We start from the raw sequence: 18,386 nt of genomic DNA, 5'->3' as shown, positions 1-18,386 counted from the left end.
AAGAGGTAAACGCCATTTAGGCGTTTACCTCTTTATTTTGTGAGTATTAACCACACTTAACGTTTCTTCATTCTTTTTTTACCCTCTCTACAGACAACTAATAAAGGGCATTCAGAACAATTTGGATTCCTTGCCTTACAGTGATACCTTCCAAAAAAGATCATGCGATGATGTGTTACACTCCACTCTTCTCTAGGAACTTTACGCATTAAAGTTTCTTCTACTTCAATGACAGAATCTTTCCATCTACATATACCAAGTCTCTTAGAAACACGCTCAACATGAGTATCAACTGCAATAGCTGGTTCATCAAAAGCTACAGAAGCAACAACATTGGCTGTTTTTCGACCTACACCTGCAAGCTTCACTAATTCTTCTTTTGTATTTGGCACTACGCCATTATAATCCTTTAATAGAACCTCACATAACTTACGAATATTCTTTGCTTTGTTTCGATATAGTCCTATTGATTTAATATCCATTTGTAATTGCTCAAGAGATACAGCTAAATAATCCTCGGGGGTTTTATACTTTTCAAATAATCCCTCTGTCACTTTATTTACAAGTACATCTGTACATTGGGCAGATAACAAAACAGCTATTACCAGTTCGAAAGGATTACTATGCTGTAACTCGCATGCTGCTTCGGGGAACATTTTTTCCATTTCATCTAAACAAAATCTTATTTGTGTTTTATTTAACATATTAATCTTCCCCCTCTAACCAGTTATAGTAAAAGGATGTATCTCTTTTTTTGGTTTGCTCTTGTTGAGAAGAATTTCTCGTCGAGGAATGAAAACTTTTACTGGCTTCTCGGGCTTGTTCAACCGTGTTTATTCCTTTTTTCTTCCATTCTCTAAGTATACGATCAATATATTTAAAATTTAATTTCCCCATCAACACGGATTCTCTAAGCCCGGCTTTTATTAGAGAAGCAGATATTTTATCATGATCAAGCCATGTATTAATTGTTTCTATTTCGAACGGGGATAATGGCCTGCCAAACTCCTGTTCAAAGAGAATAAATATCGTACCGTCTTCATGCTTCTCCCCCACTTCCTCTACTTTAAATAATTTTTCCCAAAGGGGATTAAGGCTATATGCTTCAGTAAGTTGATTTCTGTTATTTTTTAGTTGCTCAATTAACAATAAATCTTTCTGAATAAGTTTACGCAAGATGTTAGCACATTCCTTTTCATCGATACTTAAGTCAGAGGAAAGCTCATAAGGTGTAGGGAAATTATTGTTTTCAATTGCAAAACGATGAATCTGTAGAATTACAACCATATCCGTTTCCGTCAACCCCAATTTGACATAAGAAGTCAAAAGCTGAACCGGGATATGAATTTGATTTTTTATAATTTGTTGAAAAGAAACGTATTTTGTCACAAAGAACACCTCATTCTTAGTATATCACGAAATGAAGGATAAGCAGATGAAATCCCCTGCTTAGAAGCAGAGGATTCCATAATAGGTAAATATTAATTACGGGTATAAGCGATTTAATAGTCTTGGAAAAGGAATTGTTTCTCTAACATGGTCTACTCCTGATAACCATGCAACAGTTCTTTCTAATCCAAGGCCAAACCCAGAGTGTGGGACACTGCCGTATTTTCTAAGTTCTAAATACCACTCATATGCTTCCCCAGTTAAACCATGCTGTTCATATCTTTCCTTCATTAATTCTAAATCATCAATCCTTTGGGAACCGCCTATGATTTCGCCATATCCTTCCGGAGCAATAAGATCTGCACATAGTACAACATCAGACCTGTCCGGATCAGGCTTCATATAAAATGCTTTTATTTCAGCAGGATAATTTGTAATGAAAACTGGTTGTTCAAAATTCTCTGCGATAGCTGTTTCATGTGGAGCGCCAAAATCTTCTCCCCATTCTATATCATCAAACCCTTTTTCCTTTAACAGTTCTATGGCATGGTCATAAGAAATTCTAGGGAATGGTGCTTTAATTTTTTCCAGTTTTGCTGTATCTCTCTCCAATACCGACAGTTCAAGCTTACAATTTTCCAATACACTTTGAACAACGAAACTAACGTATTGTTCTTGTATCTCAAGCTTTCGTTATGATCAACGAATGCCATCTCAGGCTCGATCATCCAAAATTCAATTAGATGCCGGCGAGTTTTTGACTTTTCTGCACGGAATGTAGGTCCAAAAGAGAATACTTTACCAAAAGCCATTGCAGCAGCTTCCATATACAGTTGACCGCTTTGGGATAGATATGCTTCTTCATCAAAGTATTTCGTATGAAATAGCTCCGTAGTACCTTCTGCGGAAGAACCAGTTAAAATTGGTGGATCAATTTTAACATACCCGTTATCATTAAAGAATTGATACGTTGAACGGATAATTTCATTACGAATCTTCATTACAGCATGTTGCCTTTTTGAACGTAACCAAAGATGTCTGTGATCCATTAAAAACTCTGTCCCATGTTCTTTCGGAGTAATTGGGTAGTCGTTAGCCTCATGTATCAGTTCAATATTACTTACTTGCATTTCATAGCCAAATGGCGAACGATTGTCCTCTACAATTTTCCCTGTTATGTACATGGATGATTCTTGGTTCATATTTTTTGCTAACTGAAATGTTTCTTCACTAACATCATTTTTAACTACTACTCCTTGGATGAATCCAGTACCATCACGCAGCTGTAAAAAAGCAATCTTACCACTAGATCGTTTATTGGCCAACCACGCTCCAATGGTTACTGTCTGTTCTATAAATTGTGGCGATTGTGAAATCGTTGTTTTCAAAAGAAGTCTCCTAGTTCTCAATTTAATGTTCTGATACAAATCGTTTAATTCTTTTAGCAGCTTCTTCTAAAGCTTCTGTAGATGTAGCATAAGATAAACGTACATTATCTGGGGAGCCGAAGCCGGAACCTGGTACTAAAGCTACTTTTTCTTCCTCAAGAAGAGCATTGACCCAGTCATCTACCGAATCAAACCCATAATTAGTAGCAGCTTCTCTCACATTAGGGAATAAATAAAAAGCTCCTTTTGGCTTTTGACAAGTAACCCCAGGAATATCTACCAGTAACTTATACAAAAGATTTAATCTCTCATCAAATGTTTTCTTCATTTCTTTAACTGGATCTTCGTTTGCAGAATAGGCAGCAAGTGCAGCATACTGTGCAATAGAAGTGGGATTAGATGTTGAATGGGAAGCAAGATTTGTCATTGGCTTGATTATTTTGCTTGTCCCGGCAGCATATCCAATTCTCCAGCCTGTCATAGAATGAGATTTTGAAACACCATTAATGACAATCGTCTGCTCCTTTAATTCAGGGCTCAATTGTGCTATTGAAACATGGTTATCTTCAGTGTATAACAGCTTCTCATATATTTCATCAGAAACAATAAGAATATCATGTTTCATACAGATTTCCCCAAGTTCTCTTAGTTCTTGTTCGTTATACACCATTCCTGTAGGGTTACTTGGTGAGTTAATAATAACTGCTTTTGTACTTGGATTTATTGCCTCTTCTAAAGCTTGAGGGGTAATTTTAAATTCGTTTTCTTCCTTAGCAGATAGAATAACTGGTTTCCCGCCTGCAAGTTTAATTTGCTCTGGGTAACTCACCCAGTAAGGGGCTGGCACAATTACTTCGTCTTCGTCATTTAAAATTACTTGAAAAAGAGTATACAAAGCATGCTTAGCTCCTGTAGTAACAATAACTTCGTCAGCATTATACTCTAAGTTATTATCTGTTTGAAACTTATTAATAATAGCTTTTTTTAATTCTGCTACACCACCGGATGGGGTATATTTAGTCAGACCATCATGCATAGCTTTTTCTGCAGCTTCAAGAATATATTCAGGTGTATTAAAATCCGGTTCACCTGCGCCTAAACCAATGACATCATGCCCTTGCATTTTTAATTCCTTTGCTTTTGCTGTAATTGCTAATGTAGTTGATGGTGTTAATGTTTTTACTCTCTTTGCTAAATCAATCATTTTTGATCACCTTTCTATTTAAACATTTGTTTAAAACGATATTGTTCATAGCGGGAACCATCATAGATGGATAAATAATCCAATACATATCTGTTGGCCTCATCTCTATAAGAAAGTTCCCAAAGCGGCTTATCATTTACTAATGCTGGAGTAATTTTTATAAATTCACAGCTAGAGCATTGCTGTCTCCATTCCTTTTTGATTGCCTCTTCTGTAATAATATCTGATTGATCTATAGTTGTAAGTTCTTTTTTCTTTTTTTGCAGGGGATAAAATATAATTTGTTGCTTATTATTATCCGTTGTACCAAAAATAACATGGTATGCTTCTTCTCCGTTAAATTTTCTAATTTCATCAATTTTCTCTATTGACGTTGCTTGTAAAATTTGTTTTTTTGTTTCTGCAAAGCCCTCTGTTTTACTATCTTTTAGATCAAGATATAAAAATAATACGTAAATAAAACAAGAAATGATTACGATTAAAAATATTATGCTGCTCCAAACAAACCCTCTATGTCTTGTATATTGTAAAGATCGCTTTATCTTCATCTTTATCATCCAATGATAAACCGAACATGAGATCTTGATATTTTAATGTTCGATTTAAAGTATCCACTATTTTATAAAGATCTGATGAATAATTTAGTTTCACTGTAGACAATGTCTCAATATTTTTATGTTTATCCATCTTAACCTCCTTCAGTAATACAATTCTTGTTTTATCAATATTTGTTAGTCATATTGCTAAGAACTTTGCAGATAATATAAATACTATTGTAATAAATAAAAGCTAATGTAAATGAATTTATTTATTTCAATAAAAAAATTCCTAACCTGTGCTTAATTGCTACTGATGTATTCTTCCAACATTAGTAGCTTTTTTTCTTAAAACCATTCCTTTGCTTGCTCCATTAGTTTTTGTGTAGAATCATTTGTTATTGGTACCTCAGGTATAGAATCTCTAAAATAACTGCCGTATTTGGCCGTGATCATTCTTGAATCACAAACAAATACAATACCGCGATCTGAAGCTGAACGAATTAATCTGCCAAAACCTTGTTTAAATCGGATCACCGCATTAGGAAGAGCAAGCTCCATAAACGGATTTTTCCCTTCATTTTTAAGGTGCTCCGATTTTGCCTCATAGATTGGGTGATCAGGTGGTTGAAAAGGAAGTCTGATGATCATTAAACAAGAAAGGTCTTCCCCTGGAATATCTACTCCCTCCCAGAAAGAGCTAGTTCCAAGTAAAATTGCCTGTTCAAAGGTTTGAAAATTCTTTTTTAATCTGGCGCGACTTCCACTGCTAATTCCTTGTGCGATAACCATATATTTGTCACTTTCCATTATTTCTTTTAATAAATAGTACGATTTTCGCAACATATCATATGACGTAAACAGTACAAGCATCCTGCCGTTTGTTATCTCAGCAAGTGACATAATAGCTTCACATGTGGCATAAATAAAATCATCGGGTTTTCCATATTTAATACTGGGAAAGTCATTAGGTATCATTAACTTAACCTGATCTTTATACGAAAAAGGAGATTTTATTTTTGTAGTTAAAACTAAATCTGATGGTAACCCCAGCCGATTCTGTATAAAGCTAAAAGACTGCTTCATCGTCAGGGTTGCACTAGTTAATATAACACTTTTCTTTTTTGTGAAAAAGTCATTGGTTAAAAAGTCAGCTATGTCTGTAGGCTCACTATATAAATATACAGCATTTTTCGCTCCATGTGTTTCAATTTCCATCCATTTCACATACTTTTCCCCATGATGATTAAAGAACAGTTCAGCTAACCGATCAATGAAAGATTGTAGTTGGTCTATATTTCCTTTCAATTCATCATGATCAAATTTTTCAAAAGTTTCTTCTTTCAGCAGGTCTGTCTCTATACTGGTGAGAATATGGATTAAATCCTTTAAGTAAAAAGAAACACGGGAAGCCATTTCTCTTATAGCCTTCCATTTATCCGGTATTTCGTTCTCATCTTCAAAGCGATATTGTATTCTTCCGACATCACTTAAAGATTTATTTTTACTATTCTGTGCCATAACATATTGAAACAGCGTACGAAATAATTCATCTATTTCATATTTCGCATCAGATAAGGTAGCATTCCATTTTTCTAAGGAAAGATGGTGTTGTTTATACGGATACTTTTCTATAAACTTACCTAAAAATTTAGTTTCCTCGGTAGTACCCAATTGATTGAGTATGTACTGCATGCTAATATAATCAAGTTTTTTACCATAATGACGAGAAGCTGTTTCCTCCAGATGGTGTGCTTCATCTACAATTATTTTATCATAACTGGGTAATAGCTTGTATTCATTAAAAATATCCGTGCATAATAAAGCATGGTTTGTAATAACGATAGAAGCTAGTTGTGCTTTTTTTCTTGCCTTTTGATAAAAAGATCTGGAAAACCAGGGAGATGATGGATCTATATATCCCTCTGATTCTGTAGATACTTTCTTAAAAAAATGAAATCCACTAGTTGGGAGCTGTATTTCCTCAATATCTCCTGTTTCCGTTTCAGTTATCCAAATAAGAAGCATTGCTTTCGTTAAAACAACATCATAATTGTCTTCATAAGGAGAAGCTAGCTCATGATTAAATTTTTCCAGACTAAGATAATGCGACTTTCCTTTTAATAGAGCTACTTGTATCGGAAAATTGACAATATCTCTCACTAAAGGGATTTCTTCTTCCAATAGTTGAGATTGCAATTGTGTCGTAAAAGTACTTATCACAATTTTCCGCTCCGAATATACAGCTTCGTACACTGCTGGAAGTAAGTAAGCCAATGATTTTCCAGTACCTGTCTCTGCTTCGATCAGAGCATGTTTTTGTAACTGGAATGCATCAAAAATCACTTCAGACATTTCTCGTTGACCATCTCTTTTTTCATAACTGGATAACTTATTCTGTAAAGCTCCATTCTCTTCATAAATACTGTCAAGGAAATCTCCAAATGAAACATGCTCCACCCCATGTTCTACTTGTGGGACTTCTATGTGTTTAAATGCAAGCCCCTGGTATGTTGCAATATTTTTTTGAACTATTTCTTCATACATAAGTTGCTTTTGTCTTTCTAACAGCAGTGGATATAGATCTGACTTTAGCTTCTTCTCCAATCTGATTAAATGTTCGATCGTTTCACCGGGCAATGCCCAAAGCTTTTCTTTAAGCTTTAAAAAGACTTTTCCGGTAACATACGCATCTGAGAGTGCTCGATGAGGTTCATCATGGTAAATTCCTAAGTATTCAGCCAGTTGTCCTAGTTTATAACTGGGTGCCTGGGGGAATAAAATTCGAGATAACTCTACAGTATCTAATACAGGATTCTTTAGTTGTTGAAATCCATTTATAGCAAGCTGCGTATTTAAAAAGCCTAAATCAAATGGCACGTTGTGTGCTATTAAATAGCTTTCCTTAAATAGCTCAATAATTTCCTCTGCTTTTTCAAAAAAAGAAGGTGCATCTTTAACATCCTCATTTGATATACCAGTTAGATTAGAAATAAATGGCGGTATTTTCTTATGAGGGTTAAGTAATGTAGAATATTGATCGACTATTTTATCCTTTTTTAATATAACAATACCAACTTCAATAATCCGATCGTCCTTCGTTGGAGAATGACCAGTAGTTTCCAAATCAATAACAACATATCTGTTCACTGTTTCACCTCATTTCTACCGCAAGCCTATCATAAAAAACTCTTACCTTTTCATGCGATAAGAGTTTTTACATCTTAACATCTAGCTAGTTACTTCAGTTAATGGCGGCTCTTGTTCTAGGAGTTGCTCAACTTCATTTTTCTCATTCATAATCGCTACTTTTGGACGGAATGTAGCTAACTCTTCAGGAAAAAACATTCCATAAGATACTATAATGACAATGTCCCCTTTTTGGACAAGTCGGGCAGCTGCACCATTAAGGCAAACCACTCCTGACCCTCTTTCTCCTGGTATAACATATGTTTCCAAGCGGGCTCCATTATTATTATTAACTATTTGTACTTTTTCATGTGGCAATATATTAACCAAATCCAAAATGTCCTGGTCAATGGTTACACTGCCTACATAATTTAAGTTAGCTTCCGTAACTCTTGCACGATGAATTTTTCCCTTCATCAATGTACGAATCATTGTGACTCCTCCTGTTTCCAAAAACGAATGATTTCTCCATCCTCATTCAATAATAAATTATCAATTAATCTGGCTCGCTCAAATTGAACTGCCAGTGCTATTATTACCTGTTGATTCATATCGGAAACTGGCTTCAATTCAGGGTAACTAAGCACTTCTATATAATCAATCTTACCGTCCGTATTATTGGAAATGATATTATTTATCTCTTTAATAATAATAGCAGGATTAAATTCTCCGTCAACAACAAGTTGGTGACCATGCTTGAGTGCTTTATACAGCCAATTTGCTTGAGCTCTTTCTCTCTTGCTTAGATTTACATTTCTGCTACTCTTTGCTAAACCATCCTCTTCACGAACTGTTGGTAAACCGATTAGAGAAATCGGAAAGTTTAAATTTTGGATTAACGCATCTATTACAGCAACCTGTTGTGCATCCTTCATTCCAAAATATACTTGATCGGGCTGTGTTATATGAAACAATTTTGTTACTACGGTTATGACTCCATCAAAATGCCCTGGACGAGCTTTACCGCACAACACATCAATTCGATCATTGATTGTCATTGTAATTTGCATCTTCTGTGGGTACATCTCATCAAGAGGAGGGATAAACAAGAAATCTACACCTACATATTCTGCCTTCCTAATATCCTCTTCTTCATTGCGTGGATACCTGTCAAAGTCCTCATTAGGGCCAAATTGCAGTGGGTTAACGAAGACACTAGAGACAACAGTATCATTTTCTTCTTTTGCTTTCTTCATAAGTTGGAGATGTCCGTCATGAAAAAACCCATTGTCGGCACAAACCCAATCTTTTTTTTCCCTTGCTTTAACAACTTAATTATATTCCGCATTTCATTCACTTCACGAATTATTTCCATAGTAATCCCCACTTCAATTTTCAGGTAGAATATTCTTATCCTTTATAAAGAAAGAATGTTTATCGCCAGGAAAAATAGATTCTTTTACATCTCTAATATATGTCTCTATTGCTTGTTGACCATGTGAGTTAAAGTCTCCATATTTATTAACAAATTTAGGAAGACGGTCAACACCATAATTTACTATATCATGATATACTAATACTTGCCCATCACAATGGGCTCCAGCACCAATTCCGATTGTCGGAATATTAATTGCTTCCGTTATTAGCTCCGCTAACTCTTTGGGGACACACTCCAAAACTAATGCAATGGCACCATGAGTACTTACTTCTTTAGCTTCATAAAGCAGTTTTGCTGCTGCATCTGCATCTTTGCCCTGAACTTTATATCCACCCAAGACGTTTACGGACTGGGGTGTTAAGCCTAAATGGGCAATGACGGGGACTCCTGCTTCGCTTAAACGTTTAATTAAGTCGAGGTTGTCCTTTGAAGCACCTTCCAATTTAATTGCTTGGGCACCTGTTTCCTGAAAAATTCGCTGGGCGTTTTTCATCGATTCCTCCATGGAAATATGATAGGACATGAAAGGCATATCCACCACGATAAACGTATTACTTGCCCCCCTTTGAACCGCCTTTCCGTGATGAATCATATCTTCAACTGTTACCTGGATGGTAGAGTTATACCCAAGTACAACCATACCTAATGAGTCTCCTACTAAGATCATATCTATTCCAGCTTGCTCTGCAAGCTTTGCTGATGGATAGTCATATGCTGTAAGCATGGTTATCTTCTCTTTAGTTTCTTTCATCTTCAATAAATCAATTCGATTTAACATTCTTCCACATCCTTAAACCATTCGATTTCAGCTGAATATAACTTTTTAATTTCGCCATCCTTTTGTTTTACCAATAATGCACCATCCTCAGCAATACCCGAAAATATAGCTTGGAATTGGTCACGTAAGGTAGTGATCGAAATCGATTCACCTATTTTAAAGCCATACCTCTCCCATTTCTTTTTCACTTCCGGGAAGCCATTTATCAAATAGGAATCATACGCTTTTTCAAACTCCTCTAATATAAGGTGGATAAATTGCTTAATAGAATGCTTTTCACTGGATTCTATCTTAAAGAGGTTGCTTTCGACTGAATTTCAATAGGAATGTCCTCTTTGGTCTGATTGATATTCATCCCAATTCCAATTATTACATATTGGATCTGATCCTGTTCAGCTTGCATCTCAGTCAAAATACCAGCAGTCTTTTTCTTGTTTATAAGTATGTCGTTTGGCCATTTGATCATCGGAGTAACGGTTGTGTTCTTTTGGACTACCTCTGCTAATACAGTAGCTGTTAATAAAGTTAATTGAGGTGCTAAATATGGTAGAATCTCTGGCCGGAGTATAATACTCATCCATATTCCTTTTCCCTTGGAAGAAAACCATTCCCTATTCAACCTTCCTCTCCCACTCGTTTGCTCGTCAGCAAGTATAATAGTGCCATGTGGCGAACCTTCCTGTGCCAACTGGTGAGCGATAACCTGAGTGGAAGGAGTAGATTCTTTATGAATAATTTTACTTCCTAGCCATGATGTATTTAAACCCCATTTAATTGTATTCTCGCTTAATTTGTCAGGGAAACTGATGATACGATACCCTTTGTTTGATTTACCTTCTATTTGATACCCGTCTTTTTCAAGGTTTTTCATATGCTTCCAGACTGCACTACGGGAAATACCGAGATGTTCAGATAACATTTGTCCGGATATATATGTATCCTTATCTTTTGCTAGCAAATCAATTAATTTGTTTCGGGTGGATTCCATCTTATCCACTCCTTTATTTCTTTATTATTATTTCGAAGGTTTCCTAAAACGATTTCTTTTTCCAAGTTATCCATAATTTGTCGGATCCACGGCCCTCTTCGCATGAAAGGAAATAAATCTATAATCTCTTGACCATTTATAGAAAGATCCACTTTAGAATGTATAGGTAATTTTTCATTAATAGTAAGTAATTTCTCCATGCTTAACGACACTGTCGGATCAGCTAATGTTACAATACGAAGGAACGGAGCAAGATATGGCTTTTTCAACTGATAGACCAGCATAGAATTAACTCCGAATCTTTTAAATAAGTAATAAGAATCCACTAAATGAAGGGCATCTTTTTTTATTTTATTGGAACATTTCCATTCCTTAACCCAATGGGCAATAGATATACTTGGTTCTACTATATGCATATATGCAATCACTTCACTAAAGCTCATGAGTGAATGTATGTTAGAGGGTAACTTTTTTATTAAGTTCGGAAACGATCTGAATACAGGTAGGAAGGAATCAACTTGGATTTCCTTCATGTAGTTAACAGCCTTCCTTATATCATTTCCAGCAAAAAGCTTGGAAAATTCATTCGTTAAACGCTCTACCGCAAGTGTATTAACCAGATGGGCTGCCTCTTTCATGTGTACTTTGGTATCAGGTGCAAGTGAAAATCCTAATTGGCTTGTAAATCGTAAAGCCCGAATAATGCGAAGCGGATCCTCTGCAAATCTTTCGTAGCCATTTCCTACAGTCCGAATAATCTTTTCCTTTAGATCTCTTCTACCTTCAAATAAATCTATGATATGGCCGCCTTTAGACATAGCCAAAGCGTTTATTGTAAAGTCTCTTCGTGCCAAATCTGCATCAATTTCATTCACAAATTCAACCTCATCCGGTCGTCTATTATCGGAATAGCTCCCATCAATACGAAATGTAGTTACTTCATAAGATTCTTTTTTATAACGGACCACCACTGTGCCGTGCTCAATACCGACTGGAATAACTTTATTAAAAAGCTGCTGAATGATCTCCGGCTTTGCAGAGGTAGCAATATCTACATCCCCAATTGGCCGATTAAGCAAATAATCCCTGACACAACCGCCAACGAAGTATGCCCGATGCCCGTTAGATTCAATTTTTGTTAATATATTTGTAGCAGTTAGAAAAGGTTCTGTTAACATAGTAATCACCTGTTATTCATTTCCAAGGTTATTATATAATTGCAGATATTGTCTGACAATTTTTTTAGAATGAAAGTGCTCCATAGCATGTGTTAATGAACGATTCGAGAATTCCACTAGTTTTTCAGAGTTCGTCAGTAACTCTATAGCATAAGCAGCTGCTTGCTCAGTATCCCCAATATTCACGAGATAACCCGTCTCTCCATGCTCGATAACTTCAGGTATCCCACCTGCCTTGTGCCTATACAAGGAACCTCACAAGCCATAGCTTCAAGTAACACGAGCCCGAAGCTTTCTTTCTCAGAGAGTAGAAGCTTTAAATCGGAAATTGATAATAAATCACTTATATTTTTTTGTTTTCCTAGAAAAAGCACCTTATCATTAATGCCAAGATCTTTTACTAACTGAACAATAGAAGTATATTCAGGCCCATCTCCAACTAGCAGAAGCTTACTCTTACAATGATGCTGGATCTTTTCAAACGTATATATGACGTCCTCAACCCTTTTTACCTTTCTGAAGTTAGATATATGAATGATTACTCTTTCATCAGCTTTTATTCCATATTGTTCTCTCAGATGAGGTAATTCCTTTTTCACATACTCTTTTTCATTAACAAAATTGTAAATAACAGAAATATCTTTTTGAACATCGAGCATTTCGTAAGTCTGTTCTACTAAATCATTTGAAACAGCAGTAACAGCATCCGATTGTTCAATTCCATGCTTTATCATTTTTTTAAATGTATGATCAATGCCAAGAACAGTGATATCGGTACCGTGGAGTGTAGTGACAATCTTTACATCTCTTTCTGCAATATCTCGCGCTAATATGGCACAAATAGCATGTGGCATTGCGTAGTGCACATGGAGTATATCCAATTTTTCCTCATCAATAACCTCTGCCATTTTAGTTGCTAGTGCAAGATCATAAGGAGGATATTGAAAAACCGGATAATGATTTAATTCCACCTCATGATAATAGATTTGTGGATAAATACGGTCAAGACGGAAAGGTATACTAGAAGTAATAAAATGAATCTGATGTCCTTGCTCTGCAAGAAGCATGCCTAACTCCGTTGCGATAACACCTGATCCACCAACGGTTGGGTAGCAAGTAATGCCTATTTTTTTCATTTCTCTTTATCCTTTTTTCTATTCGATTTCACAATATTTCTCCAGCTAAGATCGCCTCGCTCCAATCCCCTAATAAAAATTTCCGATGCAGCAATATTTGTCGCTAAAGGTATATCATGAACATCACATAGTCTCATCAATGCACTTACATCAGGTTCATGTGGTTGAGCTGTTAGAGGATCTCTAAAAAAGATCACCATGTCCATTTCTTGATTGGCAATCATAGCCCCTATCTGTTGATCGCCTCCGAGTGGTCCTGATTGAAATAAATGTATATTTAGACCTGTTGCCTCCATAATCATTGTCCCAGTTGTTCCTGTAGCAAATAAATGATGTTTTTTCAAAATGTGTTGGTATGCAATACTAAAATCAATGATCTTCTGCTTCTTTTTATCGTGTGCGATTAAAGCAATATTCATAGTATCTCTCCTACAGTAAGTTTTCCAATCCGTAAACAAGTTCTTTGCGTTCCATGACATTTTCGATGCCGAGTTTTATTCCTTCCATAAAAGACTCACGATTTATGGAATCATGTTTGATAGTCAAGGTTTGCCCTGCACTTCCGAACATCACTTCCTGATGTGCAACAAGTCCAGGTAAACGCACACTATGAATATGCATCCCGTCAGTAACTGCACCTCTTGCACCTTGTATGGTTTCTGATTCATTCGGGTGTCCTTGTCGTTTTAAGTCCCTTGTTTCTTTAATAAGCTCTGCCGTTTTAATAGCTGTTCCAGAAGGAGCATCAAGCTTATTATCGTGATGTTTTTCGATAATTTCTACATCTGAAAAGTACTTTGCTGCCATTTGTGAAAATTTCATCATCAGAACAGCTCCAATTGCAAAATTAGGAGCAATTAGACATCCTAAGCCTTTCTCCTTTGCAAGCTCAGATAATTCTTCGATCTGTTCTGTAGTGAAACCTGTTGTGCCTACAACCGGACGCATATTATGGTTAAGAGCAGATTTGGTATGTAAGTAACCTGATTCAGGAATAGTTAAGTCAATAAACACATCAGCATTTATCTCTTTAAAACATTGCTCATGGTTTTCATAAATCGGAACATCTATTTCTGGAAGTCCTTCAATATCAGATATTTGCTTCCCGCCATTTTTACGATCAATACATGCTACAAGTTTAAAATCTTTTTCTTTATTTACCATTCGTACGGCTTCTCCACCCATTTTCCCACGCGGTCCTGCAATTATAATATTTATACTCATTATCCATTTTCCTCTCTCATCAAATTAGTAGAATTATTTTCTAGTCCATCGATCTTTGTCTCTTGTTTCTATCTTACTGACCGAAGCTTCAAATGCCTCAGAGAGATCAATTTGTAATGAATTTGCAAAGCAGGTCAGTACAAATATAATGTCCCCAAGCTCTTCTTCAACGGTTTTCTCTTTTTCTGTTTTCTTTTTAGGTTTTTCCCCATGATAATGATTAACTTCTCGCGCCAATTCACCTACTTCTTCTGTAAGTCTTGCCATCAAACTAAGCGGTGAGAAATATCCTTCTTTAAACTGAGAGATGTATTGATCGACTCTTTTTTGTATTTCTTGTGTAGTATATATGGATTGATTAGTCATATTTCCTCCTTATAAAAGCTTTCCGATTATGTACCTGTTTTTATGGTAGCTAATCACGCGGGTTTTGACAAATTTTTTATTCTGATAAAAGGATTTTATTGTTCTATCATGCAATTTTGATTATAATGATAAAAGTATGCCGAAGTACCACATTTAAATGTTGGGAGGTACGTATTACGAATGCTGTTTGGCTTAAAAATTAAAAACATTGTATTTATTTTATTAGGGGCTGCTATTTTTTCTTTTGGGATTGTTCACTTTAATATGCAGAACAACTTAAGTGAGGGTGGTTTTACAGGTATAACCCTTTTGTTATATTTTCTATGGGAATGGGATCCTGCCATTACCAATATTTTATTAAACATACCACTATTCTTTATAGGTTGGAAATTTCTAGGTCGTAATACTTTTTTATATACAATAATAGGTACAATTGCTGTTTCTGTATTTCTAAGTATTTTTCAGGCAAATCAATTTAACTTGGGGCTCGAATCTGATATGACATTAGTGTCACTATTTGCCGGTGTTTTTATAGGGGTCGGTCTCGGAATAATCTTTCGCTTTGGAGGTACTACAGGCGGCGTAGATATTATAGCTAGACTTGTTAATAAATATGCTGGGTGGAGCATGGGCAGGACGATGTTCTTATTCGATTTTATAGTAATCACAACTTCTGTCTTCGTTATACTAGATCTGGTTCAGGGAATGTACACCCTTGTCGCTGTATATATTGGTGCAAGAGTAATTGATTTTATTCAAGAAGGAGCTTATTCGGCAAAAGGGGCAACAATTATCTCAAGTCAAAGTGATGATATTGCTGAAAAGATTCTTAAAGAAATGGATCGAGGAGTGACTGTTCTTGAAGGAAGAGGCAGTTTTTCGGGAGAAAAGAGAGATGTGTTATATTGTGTTGTAGCCAGAAATGAAATTGTCAGATTAAAAAGTATAATTAATTCTATAGATCCACATGCATTTGTAGCTGTAAGCACTGTACATGATGTATTAGGAGAAGGATTTACTCTGGATGAAAATAAGAATCCGTTACACGAAAATTAAAAAACAGAGGACCTCGACGTCCTCTGTTTTTTAGTCATTATTCCCGGCAAAGTAAATTAGTATAAAACGTACTAATTCTGCTACAGCTACCAAGGCTGCTGCAACATATGTCATTGCAGCGGCATTCAATACCTTCTTCGTTTCCCGTTCTTCATTATTTCTAATAACTCCTGTTGATACAAGCTGTGTCATAGCTCTGCTCGAAGCGTCAAATTCTACTGGTAATGTTACCAATTGGAATAAAACAGCAGCTGACATAAAAATAATACCAAACAGCAGTAAATTACTCATCTGCAGGAAAATACCCGCTAAGATTAAAAAGAAAGATATATTTGAACCGAAACTTGCCACTGGCACTAGAGCACTTCTAAATCTAAGAAAAGCATATTCCTCTGCATCTTGGATAGCATGTCCTACTTCATGAGCCGCAACAGCAGAAGAGGCCATCGATTGACCGTGAAAGTTTCCAGTAGATAGCCTCACTACCTTTTTTCTAGGGTCATAATGATCGGAGAGCATCCCTTTTGTTTCTTCAATAGAAATGTTATACAAACCATTGTCATCAAGTATCTTTCTAGCTACTTGTGCACCAGTCATTTGGGAAGAAGTTGCTTTTTTCGAGTATTTATTGTACGTGTTTTTTACTTTCGATTGAGCCCAGATTGGAATAATCATTAAAAGGGCAATATATATTATATACCCACCTAATCCACCTAACACCTTTGCATTCCTCCATTATTAGAATAAAATATCTATAGGTCAATTTTAGTCAAATCCAAGTAATTAGTCAACTAAATCGTCCTTTTGCATTTTCTTGTTTTTCTCGCCTTTATATTTTCTCCAACTTACGTAAGATAATGTAATACCAATACACCCACCAACTATTATAACAGTCCAGATAAGTAGTCCCAGACCATTACTTTGTGTGTCTACAACAGTGGTGCCAAGTTGGATTTCAGCTTTTACCTGTAGTGGAAAAAAGTAAGAGCTAAAAATAATCCCTATGCTGAAGAGGATTAACCAAAGAAGTGTAATTCTTTTACAACCTGCCATAGAGATCACCTCAATATACATATTCTATTACAATATATGTAACGAGTCGGCGTTATATAACAAAGAAAACGGATATTTATCTTTTATTATTTGTAACTGTTAATCGATAAGCAATAATAATGGATATAATGCTTAGCCAGAATGTAAAGTAACCTATTTCATTCATATATGAAGTAAGTGATGAGTAGATTGGCATCATTTCAAATACGTAATCAATGATGTCATTGTGAAGTGTCCATATTCCAGCAACAACTATATGTCTTAGTTTAATTTTATAATAAGGGGCGTACAATAACCCCTGAATCGCCATCGCTCCATGTGAAGCAATTAACATATAACCTTGCCAGCCTAAGTCGCCCTGTACCAACCATGTAAGCCCATTCATCGCAACCGCCCAAACTCCGTATTTAAATAAAGTAATTATGGCAAGTGCTTCTATGTAAGGAAAGTGCTTTTTGAAAATAAAAAGAAGTAAAAATATAGTAAAAAAAAGACTTGCTGTAGGACTATCAGGTACAAAAATCATAAAGATTGGAGGAGTAATTTTCAATTGACTCTCATACCAGATATATCCATATATCGTTCCGACTAAGTTTACAATAAAAAGAAAGATTAAAAATTTCCTGTCTGTTAATATGTATCTAATCATAAGTTCACCCTTTCCTATCGAGACTAGGTTTTCAGGTAATAAAACACCTTCACCCCATTCTTGGGTGAAGGTGTATGAGTTAGTATCTTATTCTGCTCCTTCGTTTACGGAAACAATGAAGTCAACTAACTGTTTAAGTTCTTCATCTGTTCCTTGGAACTGATCTGGAGGCATGCTGCCAATACCCTCTTGGGCAATTTTTGCAATCTCTTCAGCAGAGTGTTCAGTTCCAATAAGTGCTGGAGCTGCCGGACCACCTGTTAAATCTTCACCATGGCAAGACATACAATTACCTTCGTATATAGCATAGCCAGGACCTTCTTTATCAATTTCAATTGCAGATGGCGGAATAGGCTTATTCGCTTCAGCTCTTGTTTCCCAATCCACATGTGAAGAAGATTCATAAGTAAGCCACATAACAGCAGCTAGACCAAGGAGCATCATTCCTACAGCAACCGGTCTTTGATGTGGTCTCCTACCTGGTCCTTGGTCTAAAAATGGTGCAAGTAAAAGTGCACCGAACGCTAAACCAGGTAATACAATTATACCTATAAGGCTAAAAGTACCACTGGCAAATTCATATTTTAATAATTGGTATAGAAACAAGAAGTACCAATCCGGCAATGGTATATAGCTGCATTTGTAGGATCGGCCATCCCTTCAAGTGGTGAAGGGTGAGCAACTGTCAAACTTAGGAATCCTACTAAGAATACTGCCCCTACTAACCATTCTTTTAATAAAAAGTTAGGCCAGAAAGCTTCTGTTCTACCAGGATATTCAGAATAATCTTTTGGTATATTCGGTTTCCTTTCAGCAGAGATACGGGAATCTCCGACAAACTTCATACCTTTACCCTTATGCACAGCTTTCCCCT

At 35.9% G+C, this 18,386-nt stretch carries 18 protein-coding genes and 4 pseudogenes; 1 reads left to right on the top strand and 21 read right to left on the bottom strand.

Annotated features, from left to right (window positions below; translation table 11 throughout):
• Positions 1-56 precede the first annotated feature (56 nt).
• The 17 genes and pseudogenes from nth to JCM12304_RS05400 form a co-directional block, all read right to left on the bottom strand.
• Positions 57-704: an endonuclease III gene (gene nth / locus JCM12304_RS05470; RefSeq protein WP_060678921.1), complete on the bottom strand. Its 648-nt coding sequence runs from the start codon at positions 702-704 to the stop codon at positions 57-59.
• A 1-nt stretch (position 705) separates the two neighbouring features.
• Positions 706-1,389, bottom strand: a complete 684-nt coding sequence (locus JCM12304_RS05465) for a DnaD domain-containing protein (RefSeq protein WP_060678919.1) — start codon at positions 1,387-1,389, stop codon at positions 706-708.
• A gap of 96 nt (positions 1,390-1,485) precedes the next feature.
• A pseudogene (asnS, locus tag JCM12304_RS05460) lies at positions 1,486-2,777 on the bottom strand (asparagine--tRNA ligase).
• Between the two features lie 22 nt (positions 2,778-2,799).
• Positions 2,800-3,978 carry a pyridoxal phosphate-dependent aminotransferase gene (locus tag JCM12304_RS05455; RefSeq protein ID WP_060678966.1) on the bottom strand — a complete coding sequence of 393 codons (1,179 nt, stop codon included), beginning with the start codon at positions 3,976-3,978 and terminating at the stop codon, positions 2,800-2,802.
• A gap of 17 nt (positions 3,979-3,995) precedes the next feature.
• Positions 3,996-4,529, bottom strand: coding sequence for a cell wall elongation regulator TseB-like domain-containing protein (locus tag JCM12304_RS05450; RefSeq protein WP_060678917.1), 534 nt, complete (start codon positions 4,527-4,529; stop codon positions 3,996-3,998).
• On the bottom strand, positions 4,492-4,668 hold the full coding sequence (locus JCM12304_RS18980; protein WP_019378402.1) for a YpmA family protein: 177 nt from the start codon (positions 4,666-4,668) through the stop codon (positions 4,492-4,494). The genes JCM12304_RS05450 and JCM12304_RS18980 overlap by 38 nt, the downstream gene beginning before the upstream one ends.
• A gap of 197 nt (positions 4,669-4,865) precedes the next feature.
• Positions 4,866-7,667, bottom strand: coding sequence for an ATP-dependent DNA helicase DinG (gene dinG / locus JCM12304_RS05445; RefSeq protein ID WP_060678916.1), 2,802 nt, complete (start codon positions 7,665-7,667; stop codon positions 4,866-4,868).
• 81 nt (positions 7,668-7,748) lie between these two features.
• The gene (gene panD, locus JCM12304_RS05440; RefSeq protein WP_060678914.1) at positions 7,749-8,138 is read right to left on the bottom strand and encodes an aspartate 1-decarboxylase; all 390 of its coding nucleotides are present in this window, start codon (positions 8,136-8,138) and stop codon (positions 7,749-7,751) included.
• Positions 8,135-9,021: pseudogene (gene panC / locus JCM12304_RS05435) on the bottom strand (pantoate--beta-alanine ligase). Before panC ends, panD begins: the two are co-directional and overlap by 4 nt.
• Before the next feature lie 13 nt (positions 9,022-9,034).
• Positions 9,035-9,862, bottom strand: coding sequence for a 3-methyl-2-oxobutanoate hydroxymethyltransferase (gene panB / locus JCM12304_RS05430; protein ID WP_060678912.1), 828 nt, complete (start codon positions 9,860-9,862; stop codon positions 9,035-9,037).
• Positions 9,856-10,071 carry a biotin protein ligase-related protein gene (locus JCM12304_RS20295; protein ID WP_369813138.1) on the bottom strand — a complete coding sequence of 72 codons (216 nt, stop codon included), beginning with the start codon at positions 10,069-10,071 and terminating at the stop codon, positions 9,856-9,858. Before JCM12304_RS20295 ends, panB begins: the two co-directional genes overlap by 7 nt.
• Positions 10,072-10,148: 77 nt before the next feature.
• Entirely contained in the window at positions 10,149-10,850 is a 702-nt protein-coding gene (locus JCM12304_RS05425) for a biotin--[acetyl-CoA-carboxylase] ligase (RefSeq protein ID WP_369813137.1), read from the bottom strand.
• The gene (locus JCM12304_RS05420; RefSeq protein ID WP_060678910.1) at positions 10,826-12,028 is read right to left on the bottom strand and encodes a CCA tRNA nucleotidyltransferase; all 1,203 of its coding nucleotides are present in this window, start codon (positions 12,026-12,028) and stop codon (positions 10,826-10,828) included. Before JCM12304_RS05420 ends, JCM12304_RS05425 begins: the two co-directional genes overlap by 25 nt.
• 12 nt (positions 12,029-12,040) lie before the next feature.
• A pseudogene (gene bshA / locus JCM12304_RS05415) lies at positions 12,041-13,164 on the bottom strand (N-acetyl-alpha-D-glucosaminyl L-malate synthase BshA).
• Positions 13,161-13,583, bottom strand: a complete 423-nt coding sequence (locus JCM12304_RS05410) for a methylglyoxal synthase (protein WP_060678908.1) — start codon at positions 13,581-13,583, stop codon at positions 13,161-13,163. Before JCM12304_RS05410 ends, bshA begins: the two are co-directional and overlap by 4 nt.
• Before the next feature lie 10 nt (positions 13,584-13,593).
• A complete protein-coding gene (gene dapB, locus JCM12304_RS05405; protein ID WP_060678899.1) occupies positions 13,594-14,388 on the bottom strand; it encodes a 4-hydroxy-tetrahydrodipicolinate reductase in 795 nt (264 codons plus the stop codon).
• Between the two features lie 33 nt (positions 14,389-14,421).
• Complete coding sequence (locus JCM12304_RS05400; protein WP_019378392.1) at positions 14,422-14,754, bottom strand: nucleotide pyrophosphohydrolase; 333 nt, start codon at positions 14,752-14,754, stop codon at positions 14,422-14,424.
• A 180-nt stretch (positions 14,755-14,934) separates the two neighbouring features.
• Here JCM12304_RS05400 and JCM12304_RS05395 point away from each other — a divergent pair, with 180 nt between their 5' ends.
• A complete protein-coding gene (locus tag JCM12304_RS05395; RefSeq protein WP_019378391.1) occupies positions 14,935-15,810 on the top strand; it encodes a YitT family protein in 876 nt (291 codons plus the stop codon).
• Positions 15,811-15,840: 30 nt separating this feature from the next.
• Here JCM12304_RS05395 and JCM12304_RS05390 read toward each other — a convergent pair whose 3' ends face one another.
• From JCM12304_RS05390 to JCM12304_RS05375, 4 genes and pseudogenes are all read right to left on the bottom strand, one after another.
• On the bottom strand, positions 15,841-16,530 hold the full coding sequence (locus tag JCM12304_RS05390; RefSeq protein WP_019378390.1) for a zinc metallopeptidase: 690 nt from the start codon (positions 16,528-16,530) through the stop codon (positions 15,841-15,843).
• A gap of 63 nt (positions 16,531-16,593) precedes the next feature.
• Positions 16,594-16,863: a sporulation protein YpjB gene (locus tag JCM12304_RS05385; RefSeq protein ID WP_060678897.1), complete on the bottom strand. Its 270-nt coding sequence runs from the start codon at positions 16,861-16,863 to the stop codon at positions 16,594-16,596.
• 76 nt (positions 16,864-16,939) lie between these two features.
• Complete coding sequence (gene lhaT / locus JCM12304_RS05380) at positions 16,940-17,512, bottom strand: lipoprotein heptaprenylglyceryl N-acetyltransferase LhaT (RefSeq protein ID WP_060678896.1); 573 nt, start codon at positions 17,510-17,512, stop codon at positions 16,940-16,942.
• An 87-nt stretch (positions 17,513-17,599) separates the two neighbouring features.
• Positions 17,600-18,375 (bottom strand): annotated as a pseudogene (locus tag JCM12304_RS05375) (c-type cytochrome).
• Positions 18,376-18,386: the final 11 nt, after the last annotated feature.

Origin of the sequence: Virgibacillus halodenitrificans JCM 12304 (assembly GCF_001310895.1) — a bacterium.
Classification (GTDB): Bacteria; Bacillota; Bacilli; order Bacillales; family Amphibacillaceae; genus Virgibacillus_Q; species Virgibacillus_Q halodenitrificans.
The sequence above is the reverse complement of the archived record's forward strand: the minus strand, read 5'-3'. Positions and strand labels throughout refer to the sequence as shown.

Coding starts and splice junctions, on each gene's coding strand:
- nth (WP_060678921.1), bottom strand. CDS start 704: ATGTTAAATAAAACACAAATAAGATTTTGTTTAGATGAAATGGAAAAA.
- JCM12304_RS05450 (WP_060678917.1), bottom strand. CDS start 4,529: ATGAAGATAAAGCGATCTTTACAATATACAAGACATAGAGGGTTTGTT.
- JCM12304_RS18980 (WP_019378402.1), bottom strand. CDS start 4,668: ATGGATAAACATAAAAATATTGAGACATTGTCTACAGTGAAACTAAAT.
- panD (WP_060678914.1), bottom strand. CDS start 8,138: ATGATTCGTACATTGATGAAGGGAAAAATTCATCGTGCAAGAGTTACG.
- panB (WP_060678912.1), bottom strand. CDS start 9,862: ATGTTAAATCGAATTGATTTATTGAAGATGAAAGAAACTAAAGAGAAG.
- JCM12304_RS05425 (WP_369813137.1), bottom strand. CDS start 10,850: ATGGAATCCACCCGAAACAAATTAATTGATTTGCTAGCAAAAGATAAG.
- JCM12304_RS05420 (WP_060678910.1), bottom strand. CDS start 12,028: ATGTTAACAGAACCTTTTCTAACTGCTACAAATATATTAACAAAAATT.
- JCM12304_RS05410 (WP_060678908.1), bottom strand. CDS start 13,583: ATGAATATTGCTTTAATCGCACACGATAAAAAGAAGCAGAAGATCATT.
- dapB (WP_060678899.1), bottom strand. CDS start 14,388: ATGAGTATAAATATTATAATTGCAGGACCGCGTGGGAAAATGGGTGGA.
- JCM12304_RS05400 (WP_019378392.1), bottom strand. CDS start 14,754: ATGACTAATCAATCCATATATACTACACAAGAAATACAAAAAAGAGTC.
- JCM12304_RS05395 (WP_019378391.1), top strand. CDS start 14,935: ATGCTGTTTGGCTTAAAAATTAAAAACATTGTATTTATTTTATTAGGG.
- JCM12304_RS05385 (WP_060678897.1), bottom strand. CDS start 16,863: ATGGCAGGTTGTAAAAGAATTACACTTCTTTGGTTAATCCTCTTCAGC.
- lhaT (WP_060678896.1), bottom strand. CDS start 17,512: ATGATTAGATACATATTAACAGACAGGAAATTTTTAATCTTTCTTTTT.